Genomic DNA, 17,834 nt, shown 5'->3' on the forward strand with positions numbered 1-17,834 from the left:
AACCGCCTAGCTTTAATGGCACAGCCCTGTTTCCTTTCTTGAGGTAAGTTGCCTGATGTCTTTGCCAATGCGGACGGCTTTGCGAATGCTGGTGTGGGCCCTGGCCACCCTGACGGTTTTTCCGGTCTGCGCCGCGCAGTTGGTGCGAGTCGGTGCAGCGCATTTTCCTCCTTATACCGTGCGGCCCGAGCAGGGCGCCGACACCGGGTTGCTGCCGCAACTGGTGGACGCCTTGAATGCGCTGCAGAGCGACTATCAATTCGTGCTGGTACCGACCTCGGTTCCCCGGCGTTTTCGCGATTTCGAGCAAGGTCGCGTCGACATGGCGATTTTCGAGAACCCGGCCTGGGGCTGGCAGAACATTCCCCACACCAGCGTCGACATGGGCCTGGAAGATGCCGAGATCTTCACCGCCCAGCGCGAGCCCGGCCGCGGCCAGGAATATTTCGCCGATCTCAAGGGCAAGCGCCTGGCCCTGTTCAGCGGTTACCACTACGCGTTCGCCAACTTCAATGCCGACCCCAAGTACCTGGCCGACACCTACAACGCGACCCTGACCTATTCCCACGACAGCAACCTGCTGATGGTGCTGCGCGGTCGTGCCGACATTGCGCTGGTGACCCGTTCCTACCTCAGTGATTTCCTCTCGCACAATAGCGACACGGCGCAGCAGTTGTTCGCCTCGGAGCGGATCGATCAGGTCTACCACCACTACGCCCTGATTCGCCCCATGGCGCCGATCAGCGGCGAAGATTTCGCCAAGTTGCTGGGGCGCCTGCGCGACAGCGGCGAGTTGCTGAAGATCTTCGATCCCTACCGCATCGTGGTCATGCCACCGGCCAAGTGAAGCCGGCCTGCCTAAATTTCTCTCTGCGGCTCACGTCACTTGGTTGAACACCGATGACGCTGAGTCCGTGCCATGTCCTCTCTCGATACGCTGTCCGCTGTGGCCGTTGCCGATACCTGCCGTTGTGCCGCCGATACCGGTGGCCTGCAACCGCTGCGGCTCGCCGGCATTGAAACCACAGGTGCCAACCCAGGGCCTGGCACGCCGCTGCCGCCGACGGGCAGCGAGGTGCTGCAAGCCTTGCGTGGGCAAGAAGGGCGGCGGGACGAGTGGATGGCCGGCTGGTTATCGGCCCTGGTGCATTCGTTATGCCTCGACCACGGGCCGAACGAGCCGGCGTTTGCCGAGGCCGCTGGCCATGAGCTCGATCAGCAGGAGCGTTGCCTGCATTGCCAGAGGCCCTTCGATTTTTCCCACAAGCGCGCGGCCTTGCTGATTCTGGCGCAGGGGCCAGGTGCCGAGCAGCGTCGGGCCATCGGGGAAGTCTGGCGAGGGGGAGCGTGTTCGCGGTAGCGCCGTGGCGCACGGGTGGCTATCGCGAGCAGAGGCGTGGATCAGTGACGGGCGTAGGTGTCGGCGCGGCTGCCGGAGACTTTGCGGCAGTGCACCAGCGCATCGCGAATCATGAAATTCACCAGCGTCGGCGAGACTCCGAGTTCCTTGGCGATGTCCTTTTGCGGCACGCCATGCAGGCGATACATCTCGAACGCATAGCGGGTGCGGCTCGGCAGTTCCGTCAGCGCATCGGCAATGTGTTCCAGGGTCGAGAAATTGATGTGTGAGGTTTCTGGCGACGCGCCCTGCACGACCACATTCAAGCCCTCTTCTTCAGTGCCCGAGTACTTCTGCTCCAGCGCCTGCTTGCGATAGTGGTCGATCGCCAGGTTGCGCACGATCTGGAACAGATAGCTCAACTGCGCCTTGAACGACGACGTGATCTGCGGCGCCGATTGCAGCCGGAAGAAAGCGTCCTGCACCACGTCTTCGGCGCGGGAGCGGCAGCCGGTAATGCGCGCCGCGATTTTGACCAGGATCAGGCGGTTGTCGACAAAGGCCTGGAGTAGCGGTGAATCGCACCTGCTTGTGGATACTTGTTCCGTCATGGAAATCACCTTGCTGCAAAAGGGTTAGTAGGACGACAGAAATTTCAGATTCGTCTTACACATCGAGCGACAAATTATGTTGAATGATAATGATTGTCAATTGAGAAAGAGAATTAATGATCCTCTTTGGTGCAGCGTGAGAACTGCGGCCCGTTGTCGCACTGGGTGAAGGTGTCAGAGGGGAGAGTGCGGACTAATTATTTCAAGACGTCATCCGTTCTCATTGGAGAAAGATTGCGGGTGAAAAATCCCGCCACAGCAGTCTCCAGATGCCCCGTTCCGAGGGCAGGAGCCTTTATTTTTCAAAGGTTTATGTAACGGTCGCGGCCTTGGTTCGCGGCTCTACGTGCAAGCACAATCCGCGCAGGAAACCCCATGATGGACGCGTTCGAACTCCCCAGCACTCTGGCTCAAGCCCTTCAACGCCGGGCGGCTCAGACCCCCGATCAAGTGGCCTTGCGCTTTCTTGCCGAAGAGCAGGATCAGAGCGTGGTCCTCAGTTATCGCGACCTGGATCTGCGTGCCCGGACCATCGCCGCGGCGCTGCAGGCCAATGCCGGGTTGGGCGATCGCGCGGTGCTGCTGTTCCCCAGCGGCCCGGACTATGTCGCGGCGTTTTTCGCCTGCCTGTATGCCGGGGTCATCGCGGTGCCGGCCTATCCGCCGGAGTCGAGCCGACGCCATCACCAGGAGCGGCTGATCTCGATTATCGCCGACGCCGAGCCGCGCCTGCTGCTGACCAGCAGCGGGCTGCGCGATTCCCTGGCGCAGATGGACGAACTGCAAGGCGCCGACGCGCCGCAGCTGCTCTGCGTGGATAGCCTGGAGGCGAGCCTGGCCGAGGGCTGGACCGCCACCGAAGTGCGGGGCGACGACATCGCCTTCCTGCAATACACCTCGGGTTCCACCGCCTTGCCCAAGGGCGTGCAAGTCAGCCACGGCAACCTGGTGGCCAACGAACTGCTGATCCGTCGCGGCTTCGGCATCGATCTCAACCCCGACGACGTGATCGTCAGCTGGCTGCCGCTGTACCACGACATGGGCCTGATCGGCGGCCTGCTGCAACCTATCTTCAGCGGCGTGCCCTGCGTATTGATGTCGCCGGCCTACTTCCTCGGCCGGCCGTTGCGCTGGCTGGAAGCGATCAGCGAGTACGGCGGCACCATCAGCGGCGGCCCGGACTTCGCCTACCGCCTGTGCAGCGAGCGGGTCAGCGAGTCGGCCCTGGAGCGCCTGGACCTCAGCCGCTGGCGTGTGGCCTATTCCGGTTCCGAGCCGATCCGCCTGGACACCCTGGAGCGCTTCGCCGAGAAGTTCGCCGCCAGTGGTTTCACCCCGAACAATTTCTTCGCCTCCTATGGCCTGGCCGAAGCCACCCTGTTTGTCGCCGGCGGCACCCGTGGCCAGGGCATCCCGGCCCTGCGCCTGGACGAGCAGGCCCTGGCACAGAACTGCGCCGAGCCGGGCACCGGCAACGCGATGATGAGCTGCGGCACCAGCCAGCCCGAGCACGCTGTGCTGATCGTCGAACCGAACAGCCTGGTCGAGCTGGACGACAACCAGGTCGGCGAGGTCTGGGCCGCCGGCCCGAGCATCGCCCACGGCTACTGGCGCAACCCCGAGGCCACGGCCAAGACCTTCGTCCAGCACGCCGGCCGGACCTGGCTGCGCACCGGCGACCTGGGCTTCATGCGCGACGGTGAGCTGTTCATCACCGGCCGCTTGAAGGACATGCTGATCGTGCGTGGCCACAACCTTTATCCACAGGACATCGAGCAGACCATCGAGCGTGAGGTCGAGGTGGTGCGCAAGGGCCGGGTCGCGGCCTTCGCCGTCACCGAGCAGGGCCAGGAAGGCATCGGCATCGCCGCGGAAATCAGCCGCAGCGTGCAGAAGATCCTCACGCCGGACGCGCTGATCAAACTGATTCGCCAGACCGTGGCCGAGGCCTATCAGGAAGCGCCGAGCGTGGTAGTCCTGCTCAATCCCGGCGCCTTGCCCAAGACCTCCAGCGGCAAGCTGCAACGTTCGGCCTGCCGCAACCGGCTGGCCGATGGCAGCCTCGACAGCTATGCCGTCTTCCCCGATCGCCAGGCTGCGACCAGCGAGGCCAGCGGCGAAGCGACCAGCGAACTGCAAGAGCTGATCGGCCGCATCTGGCGCGAGCAGCTGCAGGTGGAACAGGTGGTGAGCGACGATCACTTCTTCCTCTTGGGCGGCAATTCCATCGCCGCGACCCAGGTCGTCGCGCGCCTGCGTGAAGAGCTCGGCCTGGAGCTGAACCTGCGCCTGCTGTTCGAGGCGCCGACCCTTGGCGCCTTCGCCGCGCAGGTCGCGCAACTGCAACAGGACGGCGGCCTTGCCCAGGGCGCGATCAATGCCTTGTCGCGCGCCGAGGCGCTGCCCCAGTCCCTGGCGCAGAACCGCCTGTGGATCACCTGGCAGCTCGACCCGCAGAGCAGCGCCTACAACATTCCCGGCGGCCTGCGCCTGCGCGGCGAGCTGGACGAAGACGCCCTGCGCGCCAGCTTCCAGCAACTGATCGAACGCCACGAATCCCTGCGCACGCGCTTTTTCGAGCGCGACGGCCAGGCGCTGCAACAGGTCCTGCCGGCCGGCGAGTTCAACCTGCAAGTGATCGACCTCAGCGACCTGCCGCTGGCCGAGCGCGAGGCGCGGGCGCAACAGATCCGTGAGGATGAGGCCCGTACCCAGTTCGACCTGGAACAAGGCCCGCTGCTCTGGGTGACCCTGGTGCGCCTCGACGACGAAGAGCATCAACTGCTGGTGACCCTGCACCACATCATCGCCGACGGCTGGTCGCTGAATGTGCTGATCGACGAGTTCTCGCGCCTGTATGCCGCCGCCTTGCAAGGCCAGGCCGCGAGCCTGGCGCCGCTGCCGCTGCAATACGCCGACTACGGCAGCTGGCAGCGCCAGTGGCTGGCCCAGGGCGAAGGCGAGCGGCAACTGGCCTACTGGAAACAACAGTTGGGCGACGAACATCCGAGCCTGAGCCTGGCCACCGATCATCCGCGTTCGGCGCTGCGGCAACACAGCGCCGCGCGTCACAGCCTGCGCCTGGGAGCGAGCCTGAGCGAAGCCATCCGTCAGACCGCCCAGGCCCATGAATCGACACCCTTCATGCTGTTGCTCACGGCGTTCCAGAGCCTGCTGCATCGCTACAGCGGCCAGCGCGACATCCGCATCGGCGTGCCCAACGCCAATCGTCCGCGCCTGGAAACCCAGGGCCTGATCGGCTTCTTCATCAACACCTTGGTGCTGCGCGCCGAGGTGGATAGCCGCCTGCCATTTAGCGCGTTGTTGGCGCAGACCCGCCAGGCCGCGCTGGAAGCCCAGGCCCATCAGGACCTGCCGTTCGAGCAACTGCTCGAAGCCTTCCCCCAGGCCCGCGAACAGGGTCTGTTCCAGGTCATGTTCAACCACCAGCAGCGCGACCTCGGCGCCCTGCGCCGGTTGCCCGGGCTGCTGGCCGAAGAACTGCCGTGGCACAGCCGCGAGGCCAAGTTCGACCTGCAACTGCACACTGAAGAAGACCGCAACGGCCGCCTGAGCCTGTCGTTCGACTACGCCGCCGAGCTGTTCGACGCCGCGACCATCGAGCGCCTGGCCGAGCATTTCGTCAGCCTGCTGCGCGAAGCCTGCGAGCGTCCGCAGACCGCCATCGCCGACCTGCCGTTGCTCAACCCCTGCGAGCAGGCGCAGCAGCAACAGTGGAGCGAAGCTCCTTGCGCGGCGGCCAGCCAATGGCTGCCCGAGCTGCTCGACGCACAATTGCAACAGACCCCGGAACGCACCGCGCTGGTGTGGCAGGGCGGCGAGCTGAGCTTCGCCGAGTTGCATGCCCAGGCCAACCGCCTGGCCCATTACCTGCGCGACAAGGGGGTCGGCCCGGATGTCTGCGTGGCCATCGCCGCCGAGCGTTCGCCGCAGCTGTTGATCGGCCTGCTGGCGATCGTCAAGGCCGGCGGCGCCTATGTGCCGCTGGACCCGGACTACCCGGCCGAGCGCCTGGCCTACATGCTGGCCGACAGTGGCGTCGAGCTGCTGCTGACCCAGACCCGGCTGCTCGAGCGTCTGCCCCAGGCCGAGGGCGTCAGCGCCATCGCCATGGACAGCCTCAAGCTCGACAGCTGGCCGAGCCATGCGCCGGGCCTGCACCTGCACGGCGACAACCTGGCCTATGTGATCTACACCTCCGGCTCCACCGGCCAGCCCAAGGGCGTGGGCAACACCCATGCGGCCCTGAGCGAACGCTTGCAGTGGATGCAGAATACCTACCGCCTGGACGCCAGCGATGTGCTGATGCAAAAGGCGCCGATCAGCTTCGACGTGTCGGTGTGGGAGTGCTTCTGGCCGCTGATCACCGGCTGCCGCCTGCTGCTGGCTGCGCCGGGCGAACACCGCGACCCGCATCGCATCGCCCAGTTGGTGCAGCAATACGGCGTGACCACGCTGCACTTCGTGCCGCCGCTGTTGCAGCTGTTCGTCGATGAGTCGCTGAGCGCCGGATGCAGCAGCCTGCGCCGGGTGTTCTCCGGTGGCGAAGCCTTGCCGGCCGAATTGCGCGACCGGGTGCTGGAACAACTGCCGAACGTCCAGTTGCACAACCGTTATGGCCCGACCGAAACCGCGATCAACGTCACCCACTGGCATTGCCGCAGCGTCGATGGCGAGCGTTCGCCCATCGGCCGTCCGCTGGGCAATGTGATCTGCCGGGTGCTGGATGCCGACCTCAACCCGGTGCCGGCCGGGGTGCCAGGCGAGTTGTGCATCTCCGGAAGCGGCCTGGCCCGTGGCTACCTTGGGCGGCCGGGGCTGAGCGCCGAGCGTTTTGTGGTCGACCCGCTGAGCACCGAGGGCGCGCGCCTGTACCGCACCGGCGACCGCGTGCGCTGGGGCGCTGATGGCGCCCTGGAATACCTAGGCCGCCTCGATCAGCAGATCAAGCTGCGGGGGTTCCGGGTCGAGCCCCAGGAAATCGAAGCGCGCCTGCTGGCCCAGGCTGGCGTGGCCCAGGCCGCGGTGCTGGTGCGCGAGACCGCGGCCGGTGCGCAGTTGATCGGCTATTACACCGCGAGCGTCGCCGGGGAAGATGAAGCCGCGCAGAACGAGCGCCTGAAAACCGCCCTGGCCAGCGAGTTGCCGGAATACATGGTGCCGGCGCAGCTGCTGCGCTTGGAGGCGATGCCCCTGAGCCCGAGCGGCAAGCTCGACCGCCGTGCCTTGCCGGAACCGCAATGGCAGGTGCGCGAACACGTCGAGCCGGTCACCGAGCTGCAACGGCAGATCGCGGCGATCTGGCGCGAGGTGCTGGGGCAGCAGCGCATTGGCTTGCGCGATGATTTCTTTGCCCTGGGCGGCCACTCGCTGCTGGCCACGCAGATCATTTCCCGGACCCGCCAGGCCTGCGACGTCGAGTTGCCGCTGCGGGCCTTGTTCGAAGCCAGCGAGCTGGGGGATTTCGCCGAGCAGGTGCGGCTGATCCAGGAATCCGGCAAGCGCAACCAGCAGCCGCCGATCGACAAGGTCGACCGCAGCGCGCCTGTGCCGCTGTCCTATTCCCAGCAGCGCATGTGGTTCCTCTGGCAGATGGAGCCGGACAGCCCGGCCTATAACGTTGGCGGCATGGCGCGCTTCAAGGGCGTGCTGGATGTCGGGCGTTTCGAGGCGGCGCTGCAGGCGCTGATCCTGCGCCATGAAACCCTGCGCACCACTTTCCCCAGCGTCGACGGCGTGGCCCAGCAACGGGTGCACGGGGAAACCGGTGTGCGCATGGCCTGGAAGGATTTCTCCAAGCTGGATGCAGCGGCCCGCGAGCAACGCCTGCAACAACTGGCCGACAGCGAGGCGCACCAGCCGTTCGACCTGGAAACCGGCCCGCTGCTGCGCGCCTGCCTGGTCAAGGCGGCGGAGCAGGAACACTACTTCGTGCTGACCCTGCACCACATCGTCACCGAAGGCTGGGCGATGGACATCTTCGCCCGCGAGTTGAGCGCGTTGTACGAAGCCTTTATCGACGACCGCGACTCACCGCTGGAACCCTTGCCGGTGCAGTACCTGGACTACAGTGTCTGGCAGCGCCAGTGGCTGGAGTCCGGCGAGCGTCAGCGCCAGCTGGATTACTGGACCGCGCAACTGGGCAACGAACACCCGCTGCTGGAATTGCCGGGCGACCGTCCGCGGCCGCCGGTGCAAAGCCACCAGGGCGAGCTGTACCGCTTCGATCTCAGTGACGAACTGGCGGCACGGGTGCGCCGCTTCAACGCGGAACACGGCCTGACCCTGTTCATGACCATGACCGCCACTTTGGCCGTACTGCTCTATCGCTACAGCGGCCAGACCGACCTGCGCATCGGCGCGCCAGTGGCCAACCGCATCCGCCCGGAAAGCGAAGGGCTGATCGGCGCCTTCCTCAACACCCAGGTGCTGCGTTGCCAGCTCGACGGGCAGATGAGCGTCGGCGAGCTGTTCGAGCAGGTGCGGCATACCGTGATCGAAGGCCAGTCCCATCAGGACCTGCCGTTCGACCACCTGGTGGAAGCCCTGCAACCGCCGCGCAGCGCCGCCTACAACCCACTGTTCCAGGTGATGTGCAACGTCCAGCGCTGGGAGTTCCAGCAGAGCCGCAGCCTGGCCGGCATGACCGTCGAATACCTGGCCAACGATGCGCGGGCCACCAAGTTCGACCTCAACCTGGAAGTCACCGACCTCGACCATCGCCTGGGTTGCTGCCTGACCTACAGCACCGACCTGTTCGACGAGCCGCGCATCGCGCGCATGGCGGCGCATTGGCGCAACCTGCTGGAGGCCTTGATCGAGAGCCCCGAGCAGCGCCTGAGCGAATTGCCGCTGCTGGGCCGCGCCGAGCAACAGCAGCTGCTGGACAGCCTGGGCGTCGAGCCCGGTGAGCACCGCCTGGACCAGTGCATCCACCACCTGTTCAGCGAACAGGCGCTGCTGCGCCCGGACGCGCCGGCCCTGACGTTTGCCGGGAAGACCCTGAGCTACGCCGAGCTCGACAGCCGCGCCAACCGCCTGGCCTGGATGCTCCGTGAACGTGGGGTCGGCCCGCAGGTGCGGGTCGGCCTGGCCCTGGAGCGTTCGCTGGAAATGGTCGTCGGCCTGCTGGCGATCCTCAAGGCCGGCGGCGCCTACGTGCCGCTGGACCCGGAATACCCGCTGGACCGCCTGCACTACATGATCGAAGACAGTGGCATCGGCCTGCTGCTCAGCGACGCGGCGATGTTCCAGGCCCTGGGCCAGCTGCCGCCGAGCGTGGCGCGCTGGTGCCTGGAAGAGGACGGCGCGCAACTGGCCAACTACCCGGCCGGTGAGCTGCCCTTTATCAGCCTGCCGCAGCACCAGGCGTACCTGATCTACACCTCGGGTTCCACCGGCAAGCCCAAGGGCGTGGTGGTGTCCCATGGCGAGATCGCCATGCACTGTCGCGCGGTGATCGAGCGCTTCGGCATGCGCCCGGACGACTGCGAGCTGCACTTCTATTCCATCAACTTCGATGCCGCCACCGAGCGTCTGCTGGTGCCGCTGCTCAGCGGCGCCCAGGTGGTGCTGCGGGCGCAAGGGCAGTGGGACACCGAAGAGATCTGCCAGCTGATCCGTCAGCACCGCATCAACATCCTCGGTTTCACCCCGAGCTACGGCAGCCAGCTGGCGCAGTGGCTGGCGACCCAGGGCGAAACCCTGCCGGTGCGCATGTGCATCACCGGCGGCGAAGCGCTGACCGGCGAACACCTGAGCCGCATTCGCGCGGCGTTCAAGCCGAGCCTGTTCTTCAACGCCTACGGCCCCACCGAAACCGTGGTCATGCCGTTGGCCAGCCTGGCGCCGGAACAACTGGAAGAGGGCGCCGGCAGCGTGCCGATCGGCACGGTGGTCGGTGAGCGCGTGGCCTATATCCTCGACGCCGATCTGGCCCTGGTGCCGCAAGGCGCCACCGGTGAGTTGTATGTCGGCGGGGCCGGCCTGGCCCAGGGTTACCACCAGCGTCCGGGCATGAGCGCCGAACGTTTCGTCGCCGACCCGTTCAGCAGCAACGGTGGCCGTCTGTATCGCACCGGCGACCTGGTGCGCCAATGCGCCGATGGCCAGGTGGAATACATTGGCCGGGTCGACCATCAGGTGAAGATTCGCGGCTTCCGCATCGAGCTGGGGGAAATCGAAAACCGTCTGCTGGAACATGACGCCGTGCGCGAAGCCGTGGTGCTGGCCCTGGACATGCCGGGCGGCAAACAGCTGGCCGGCTATCTGGTGACCGATGTCGCCGAGCAGAGTGACGAGCAGCAAGCTGCCTTGCGCGAAGCGATCAAGGCCCAGCTGAAAATCCATCTGCCGGATTACATGGTGCCCACCCACCTGGTCCTGCTGGCGAGCATGCCGCTGACTGCCAACGGCAAGCTCGACCGCCGCGCCTTGCCGGCGCCGGACCTGGAACTCAACCGCCAGCAGTACGTGGCGCCGAGCAACGAACTGGAGCAGACCCTGGCCCAGGTCTGGTGTGATGTGCTGAACCTGCGGCAGGTCGGCCTGCACGACAACTTCTTCGAACTGGGCGGCGACTCGATCCTGTCGATCCAGGTGGTCAGCCGCGCCCGTCAGCTGGGCATTCATTTCAGCCCGCGGGACCTGTTCCAGCATCAGACCGTGCAGAGCCTGGCCGCGGTGGCCAGCCGCAGCGAGCAGATCGTCGCCGAGCAAGGCTTGCTCAGCGGCGAGTCGGGCCTGACGCCGATCCAGCACTGGTTCTTCGACAGCGAGATCCCCGAGCGTCAACACTGGAACCAGGCCCTGCTGCTGGCGCCGACCCAGGCGCTCGATGGGCAGTTGTTGGAACAGGCGCTGCACGCGGTGCTGGCCCAGCATGACGCCCTGCGCCTGCGCTTTACCCAGGTCGACGGCCAATGGCAGGCCGCGCACCAGGCGTTGTCCGATGCGCCACTGCTGATGTCGGTGCGCGTGGCTTCGATGGAGCAATGCCCGGCGCTGTTCGCCGAGGCTCAGCGTAGCCTCGACCTGAGCAACGGACCGCTGTTGCGCGCGCTGCTGGTGGACGGTCCGGACGAGCAGCAACGCCTGTTTATCGCCATCCACCACCTGGTGGTCGACGGCGTGTCCTGGCGCGTGCTGCTGGAGGATCTGCAAAACCTCTACCGCCAGCTTGAAGCTCAGCAGACGCCGCGCCTGCCGGCGAAAACCAGCGCCTTGCGCGATTGGGCGTCACGCCTGCAGGCCTATGCCGGCAGCGAGTCGCTGCGCGAAGAGTTGAGCTGGTGGCAGGACCAACTGGCTGGCCCGGCGGCGAAGCTGCCGGTGCAGCACACCCAGGGCGGGCGGCAGAACAAGCATGCCCGGACCCTCAGCGTGAAACTGGATGCCGAGCGCACCCGGCAACTGCTGCAACAGGCGCCGAGCGCCTACCGCACCCAGGTCAACGACCTGCTGCTGACGGCCCTGGCCCGCGTGCTGTGCCGCTGGACCGGCGAGGCTTCGGCGCTGATCCAGCTCGAAGGCCACGGCCGCGAAACCCTGTTCGACGAGATCGACCTGACCCGCACGGTCGGCTGGTTCACCAGTGCTTACCCGCTGCGCCTGACCCCGCTGGCTATAGAGGAAGCGGCCGGGCAGGGCGCCTCGATCAAGGCGATCAAGGAACAGCTGCGCGCCGTACCGCATAAAGGCCTGGGTTATGGCGTGCTGCGCTACCTGGCCGACGCGGCGATCCAGCAGGGCATGGCGGCCTTGCCGCAGGCGCCGATCACCTTCAACTACCTGGGCCAGTTCGACCAGAGCTTTGCCAGCGACGCGCTGTTCCGTCCGCTGGACGAACCGGTGGGCGCCGCCCATTCGCCGGAGGCGCCGCTGCCCAACGAGCTGAGCGTCGACAGCCAGGTCTACGCCGGCGAGCTGGTGTTGCGCTGGACCTTCAGCGGCGAGCGTTTCGACCCGCAGACCATCGACGAGCTGGCCCAGGCCTACCTCGGCGAACTGCACAGCCTGATCGCCCATTGCCTGCAGGACGATGCCGGTGGCCTGACGCCGTCGGACTTCCCCCTGGCACGCCTGACCCAGGCGCAGCTGGACGCACTGCCTGTACCGGCCAGCGCCATCGAGGACGTCTACCCGCTGACCCCGATGCAGGAGGGCATGCTGCTGCACACCCTGCTGGAACCGGGCACCGGCCTGTACTACATGCAGGACCGCTATCGCATCAACAGCGAGCTGGACCCGGCGCGTTTCGCCCAGGCCTGGCAGGCGGTGGTGGCCCGTCACGAAGCCCTGCGCGCGTCCTTCTGCTGGAACGTCGGCGAAGACATGCTGCAGGTTATCCACAAGCCGGGCAGCACGCCGGTCGAGTTCCTGGACTGGAGCCAGGTGGCCGAAACCGAGCAGGAACCGAAGCTGCAGGCGCTGCTGAAAAGCGAGCGCGAAGCCGGTTTCGATCTGCTCGAGCAGGCGCCGTTCCACCTGCGGCTGATCCGCGTGGGGGCTGCGCGCTACTGGTTCATGATGAGCAACCACCACATCCTGATCGATGCCTGGTGCCGTTCGCTGTTGATGAACGACTTCTTCGAGATCTACACCGCCCTGGGCGAAGGACGCGAAGCCCAGCTCAGCGTGCCGCCACGCTACCGCGACTACATCGGCTGGCTGCAACGCCAGAGCCTGGCGCAAGCGCGCCAGTGGTGGAAAAACAACCTGCAAGGCTTCGAGCGCACCACGCCTATTCCGAGCGACCGGCCGTTCCTGCGCGAACACGCCGGCGACAGCGGCGGCATGATCGTCGGTGACTGCTACACCCGTCTCGATACCCGCGACGGCGCGCAACTGCGCGAGTTGGCGCAGCAGCATCAGTTGACCGTCAACACCTTCGCCCAGGCGGCCTGGGCCCTGGTCCTGCGGCGCCTGAGCGGCGAGCGTGACGTGCTGTTCGGCGTTACCGTGGCCGGGCGTCCGGTGGAAATGCCGGAGATGCAGCGCACCGTCGGCCTGTTCATCAACAGCATCGCGCTGCGGGTGAAGTTGCCGGAAGACGGCCAGCGCCTGAGCGTGCGTCAATGGCTGGGCGGCCTGCTGGAAAGCAACATGGAGCTGCGCGAGTACGAGTACCTGCCGCTGGTGGCGATCCAGGAAAACAGCGAGCTGCCCAAGGGCCAGCCGCTGTTCGACAGCCTGTTCGTATTCGAGAACGCGCCGGTGGAAGTCTCGGTGCTGGACCGTGCGCAAAGCTTGAACGCCACCTCGGATTCCGGCCGCACCCACACCAACTTCCCGCTGACCGCGGTGTGCTACCCGGGGGACGATCTGGGGCTGCACCTGTCCTACGACCAGCGCTACTTCGAGCAAGCGACCATCGAGCGCATGCTCGGCGAGTTCAAGCGCCTGCTGCTGGCGCTGGTGCAGGGCTTCCATGGCGACATGGCCGAGCTGCCGCTGCTGGGCGAAGCAGAGCAGGACTTCCTGCTCGCCGGCTGCAACCAGAGCGAGCATGACTACCCACTGGAGCGCAGCTACGTCGAGCTGTTCGAGGCGCAGGTGGCGGTCCATCCGCAACGCATCGCCGCCAGTTGCCTGGACCTGCAATACAGCTACGCCGAACTGAACCAGCGCAGTAACCGCCTGGGCCACGCCCTGATCGCCAACGGTGTGGGCCTGGACCAGCCGGTGGCCCTGTTGGCCGAGCGCAGCCTGGACCTGCTGGGCATGATCATCGGCAGCTTCAAGGCCGCCGCCGGCTACCTGCCGCTGGACCCGGGCCTGCCGGGCCAGCGCTTGGGGCGGATCATCGAGCTGAGCCGCACGCCGTTGCTGGTGTGCACCGCGGCCTGCCAGGCACAGGCGCAAGCCTTGCTCGACGAATTCGCCTGCGCCAACCGACCACGTTTGTTGGTGTGGGAAGAGGTGCAAGCGGCCGATCATGCGCTGGACAACCCAGGCATTTACAGCGGCCCGGACAACCTGGCCTATGTGATCTACACCTCGGGTTCCACCGGCCTGCCGAAGGGCGTGATGGTCGAGCAGCGCGGCATGCTCAACAACCAGCTGAGCAAGGTGCCGTACCTGCAATTGAGCGAAGCCGACGTGATCGCCCAGACCGCGTCGCAGAGCTTCGACATTTCGGTCTGGCAGTTCCTCGCCGCGCCGCTGTTCGGCGCGCGGGTGGACATAGTGCCGAACACCATCGCCCATGACCCGCAAGGTTTGCTGGCCCATGTGCAAGCGCAGGGCATCAGCGTGCTGGAAAGCGTGCCGTCGCTGATCCAGGGCATGCTCGCCCAGGAGTCCATCCATCTCGACGGCCTGCGCTGGATGCTGCCGACCGGCGAGGCGATGCCGCCGGAGCTGGCGCACCAATGGTTGCTGCGTTACCCACAGATCGGCCTGGTCAACGCCTACGGTCCGGCCGAGTGCTCGGATGACGTGGCCTTCTACCGCGTCGACATGGCCTCGACCCGTGGCAGCTACCTGCCGATCGGCACGCCGACCGACAACAACCGCCTGTACCTGATGGATGGCGCGCTGGACCTGGTGCCGCTGGGCGCGGTGGGCGAGCTGTGCGTCGCCGGTACCGGGGTCGGCCGTGGTTATGTCAGCGATCCGCTGCGCACCGCCCAGGTGTTCGTGCCCCATCCGTTCGGTGCCCCGGGCGAACGCCTGTACCGCACCGGCGACCTGGCACGGCGTCGCGCCGATGGCGTGCTGGAATACGTCGGGCGCATCGACCATCAGGTGAAGATCCGTGGCTACCGCATCGAGCTGGGGGAAATCGAAGCCCGCCTGCACGAACAACCGGAAGTCCGCGACGCGGCGGTCGGCGTGCAGGAAGGGGTCAACGGCAAGCACCTGGTGGGCTACCTGGTGGCCAGCGATTCGGCGCTGAACCCGACGGAACGCCTGGAGCGCATCAAGCAACGCCTGCGCGCCGAGCTGCCGGAATACATGGTGCCGCTGCACTGGTTGTGGCTGGAGCGCATGCCGCTCAACGCCAACGGCAAGCTCGACCGCAAGGCCTTGCCGGCCCTGGAGATCGGCCAGTTGCACAGCCAGGACTACCTGGCACCGCGCAGCGAGTTGGAGCAGACCCTGGCCGATATCTGGGCCGAGGTGCTCAAGGTCGAGCGGGTCGGGGTCCGGGACAACTTCTTCGAACTGGGCGGGCATTCGCTGCTGGCCACGCAGATTGCCTCGCGGGTGCAGAAAACCCTGCAACGCAACGTGCCGCTGCGGGCGATGTTCGAGTGCAGCACGGTGGAGGAACTGGCGCAGTACATCGACAGCCTGGCGAGCAATGAAATCAACGAGGAGAAGGTCGATCGCCTGAGCGATCTGATGGCGGAGCTGGAGGGGCTTTAATCAGCGTCGTCAGTTCTGGCCCTATCGTGGGCAAGCTGGACACCCCAATCGGGCGCCATGATGGCGCCCAAATCTGAACCTTCACCTGGCAGGGCCTCACCATCGAGGTCCTGCTCACTCCCGGCTGGCCCGAGTGCCATCGCCACCTCTACGGCTATCCGCTGCCCATCTTCGAAGTTTTAAAAAAGCGTGGCCCTCCGGGTTGAATTATTCATCTTCGCGATCAGGGCGATTCAGTCTTTCACTTAGAGTGATTCGAGTTAATCCATCTTCCAAATTTGACTTTTGACGCTAACTTTAGTTGCTATGCTCTTACAGTGGGTGACTGTCAAAGTCATTGCCGCGCCAGCAATAATGGCAGATCGTCATTTTGGAGTTTTTATGGACATGGAGCTGTTTGAAGCGAGCCATTACCAAGCCCCCGAAACACCAAAACGCCATTGATGTTCTGCTTGCATGCCTCCAGTTATTTCAACGGCTATGTTTCGGAGAATGAAAATGTCCAATGAAAAGTTTGAACGCGCAGCGACGAATCTGTCTGTTGCCGACATAAGTACTGCAATAGCTAGCGGTTTGCAAAGAGCGCTTGATGCTCGTGGAGAAGCGTTGCGCGATAAGATCCTTATTTATGGTGGAAGGATTGACTTCAACATTCAGGTACTCCCCCAAAGCGCGGTAGGCGAACTCAAGGAAGTTGCCAATATTGGCAAGGTCTAGGCTTTTCGGCATGTTTTCGTCAAGCCGATAGGGACAGAAGGAATGCTGGTGGAGGGAATAAAATGCCACCCAAATCGTTGGAAAAATCCCGCCGATTGATTGAGAACGGCCGAAATAAAGAGCTTCTGTGCCCAAGTGCTCAGCCGGATTGGGAAGGCGCGAAAATATTCGGGGTGGTGAATGGCACGGTGGCAGATCCTGAAGTAGCTTACCTTTCACAAGCAATACCCATGACCAAAGAGCTGGCTGAATCAACAGTCCCTGTCAATCCGGCAGAGGTATTTCGCATTTCCGCACCCTGTGCGGAAATGCGATGCCAGCATTACAAGGAAGGAGGCTGCCAGCTTGTATCGCGCACCGTAGATAAATTAAAAACGGTAACAGACAAACTTCCCCGTTGCTCGATAAGAGCCTCCTGTCGCTGGTGGAATGAACAGGGGCCCGATGCCTGTTTTCGCTGTCCGCAAGTTGTAACCAACAGTTTTTCCCAGGACGAGATGATCATTATCGCGGCAACCCCGATATAGCTCAAAGTGTGAGTCTCGTTGAAGATGAAAGGACTCTGAATAACTTGCACTTTCTGATATGAACTTTGAGTCTATTCACCCCCTTCTAGAGGGGAGGTGAAACGATGCGAAGTTAGAATAAGGTGTCAAAGCCGGTTGCTCATGAAAGTTGGCTGATCGCCCCCCAATTTTGGAAAAAGGGGAGTCGAAAGGACCGGCTATGCCGCTCTTCGATATCTCACTCAAGGGTGTCGAGGGCATACAACATGGATTCCACCATCCCCTGTAGGAGCGAGCTTGCTCGCGAAAAACCTCCAGGCCTGCACGGCCCTTAGGACTTGTCCGATTGACGGCAACCCGTCACCGGCACAGTCTACCGAGGCTTTTTCGCAGCCCACCTGACAGGAGACAGTTGATGCCCTTCGCGACTATTGATGGACAACCCCTTCACTACCTTGACCAGGGCAGCGGCCCCGCGGTGCTGCTGGCCGGCAGTTACCTGTGGGACCTGAACATGTGGGCGCCGCAGATCGAGGCGCTGTCCAAACAGTACCGGGTAATCGCCCTGGACCTGTGGGGCCACGGCCAATCCGGCGCGCTGCCGCAAGGTACCGCCTCGCTGGACGACATCGCCCGGCAGGTGCTGGCGCTGCTGGATCATCTTCAGATCGAGCGCATCACCCTGGTCGGCCTGTCCGTGGGCGGCATGTGGGGCGCGCGCCTGGCCCTGGCGGCGCCGCAGCGCATCAATGGCCTGGTGCTGATGGACACCTACCTCGGGGCCGAGCCGGAGCCGACCCGCCAGTACTACTTCTCGTTGTTCAAGCAGATCGAAGAGGCGGGGACCATCCCGTCACCGCTGCTGGACATCGTGGTACCGATTTTCTTCCGTCCCGGCATCGACCCACAGTCGGCGCTGTACCAGGACTTCCGCGCCGTCCTCGCGGCACTGCCCAGCGAACGCCTGCGCGAAAGCGTGGTGCCCATGGGCCGCATCACCTTCAGCCGGGCGGATGTGCTGTCGCGCCTGAACCAGCTGGACCCCAAGACCACCTTGCTGCTGTGCGGTGACCAGGACAAACCGCGCCCACCTTCGGAGACCCGGGAAATGGCCGAGCTGATTGGTTGCCCTTATCAGCTGGTGCCCGAGGCGGGGCATATCTCCAATCTGGAGAACCCGGCGTTTGTCACCGAGGCGTTGTTGGCGTTTCTGGCGGAGCGGCATTCCTGCTGAAGCCTTGGCGGCGTTTGAGCTGACGTCATCGCGGG

Annotated in this window: 7 protein-coding genes; 6 read left to right on the plus strand and 1 reads right to left on the minus strand. The window is 64.7% G+C overall.

Annotated elements, in window-relative coordinates:
* The first annotated feature begins 55 nt into the window (after window positions 1-55).
* Both ACTJKT_RS06790 and ACTJKT_RS06795 read left to right on the plus strand, forming a co-directional pair.
* A complete protein-coding gene (locus ACTJKT_RS06790; RefSeq protein WP_097304522.1) occupies window positions 56-847 on the plus strand; it encodes a substrate-binding periplasmic protein in 792 nt (263 codons plus the stop codon).
* Between the two features lie 72 nt (window positions 848-919).
* The gene (locus ACTJKT_RS06795) at window positions 920-1,360 is read left to right on the plus strand and encodes a pyoverdine biosynthesis protein (protein ID WP_440786571.1); all 441 of its coding nucleotides are present in this window, start codon (window positions 920-922) and stop codon (window positions 1,358-1,360) included.
* Between the two features lie 41 nt (window positions 1,361-1,401).
* On the opposite strand, the gene ACTJKT_RS06800 is transcribed toward ACTJKT_RS06795, so the two are convergent.
* Complete coding sequence (locus ACTJKT_RS06800; protein ID WP_009050074.1) at window positions 1,402-1,950, minus strand: RNA polymerase factor sigma-70; 549 nt, start codon at window positions 1,948-1,950, stop codon at window positions 1,402-1,404.
* Between the two features lie 375 nt (window positions 1,951-2,325).
* On the opposite strand from ACTJKT_RS06800, the gene ACTJKT_RS06805 reads away from it, so the two are divergent.
* From ACTJKT_RS06805 to ACTJKT_RS06820, 4 genes are all read left to right on the plus strand, one after another.
* Window positions 2,326-15,342: a non-ribosomal peptide synthetase gene (locus tag ACTJKT_RS06805; RefSeq protein ID WP_440786572.1), complete on the plus strand. Its 13,017-nt coding sequence runs from the start codon at window positions 2,326-2,328 to the stop codon at window positions 15,340-15,342.
* Window positions 15,343-15,840: 498 nt separating this feature from the next.
* On the plus strand, window positions 15,841-16,059 hold the full coding sequence (locus tag ACTJKT_RS06810; protein ID WP_440786573.1) for a hypothetical protein: 219 nt from the start codon (window positions 15,841-15,843) through the stop codon (window positions 16,057-16,059).
* 62 nt (window positions 16,060-16,121) lie between these two features.
* A complete protein-coding gene (locus ACTJKT_RS06815; protein ID WP_440786574.1) occupies window positions 16,122-16,586 on the plus strand; it encodes a hypothetical protein in 465 nt (154 codons plus the stop codon).
* A gap of 394 nt (window positions 16,587-16,980) precedes the next feature.
* Entirely contained in the window at window positions 16,981-17,799 is an 819-nt protein-coding gene (locus ACTJKT_RS06820; protein ID WP_440786575.1) for an alpha/beta fold hydrolase, read from the plus strand.
* Window positions 17,800-17,834 lie beyond the last annotated feature (35 nt).

This window comes from Pseudomonas sp. 22526 (assembly GCF_052044735.1).
Taxonomy (GTDB): Bacteria; Pseudomonadota; Gammaproteobacteria; order Pseudomonadales; family Pseudomonadaceae; genus Aquipseudomonas; species Aquipseudomonas piscium.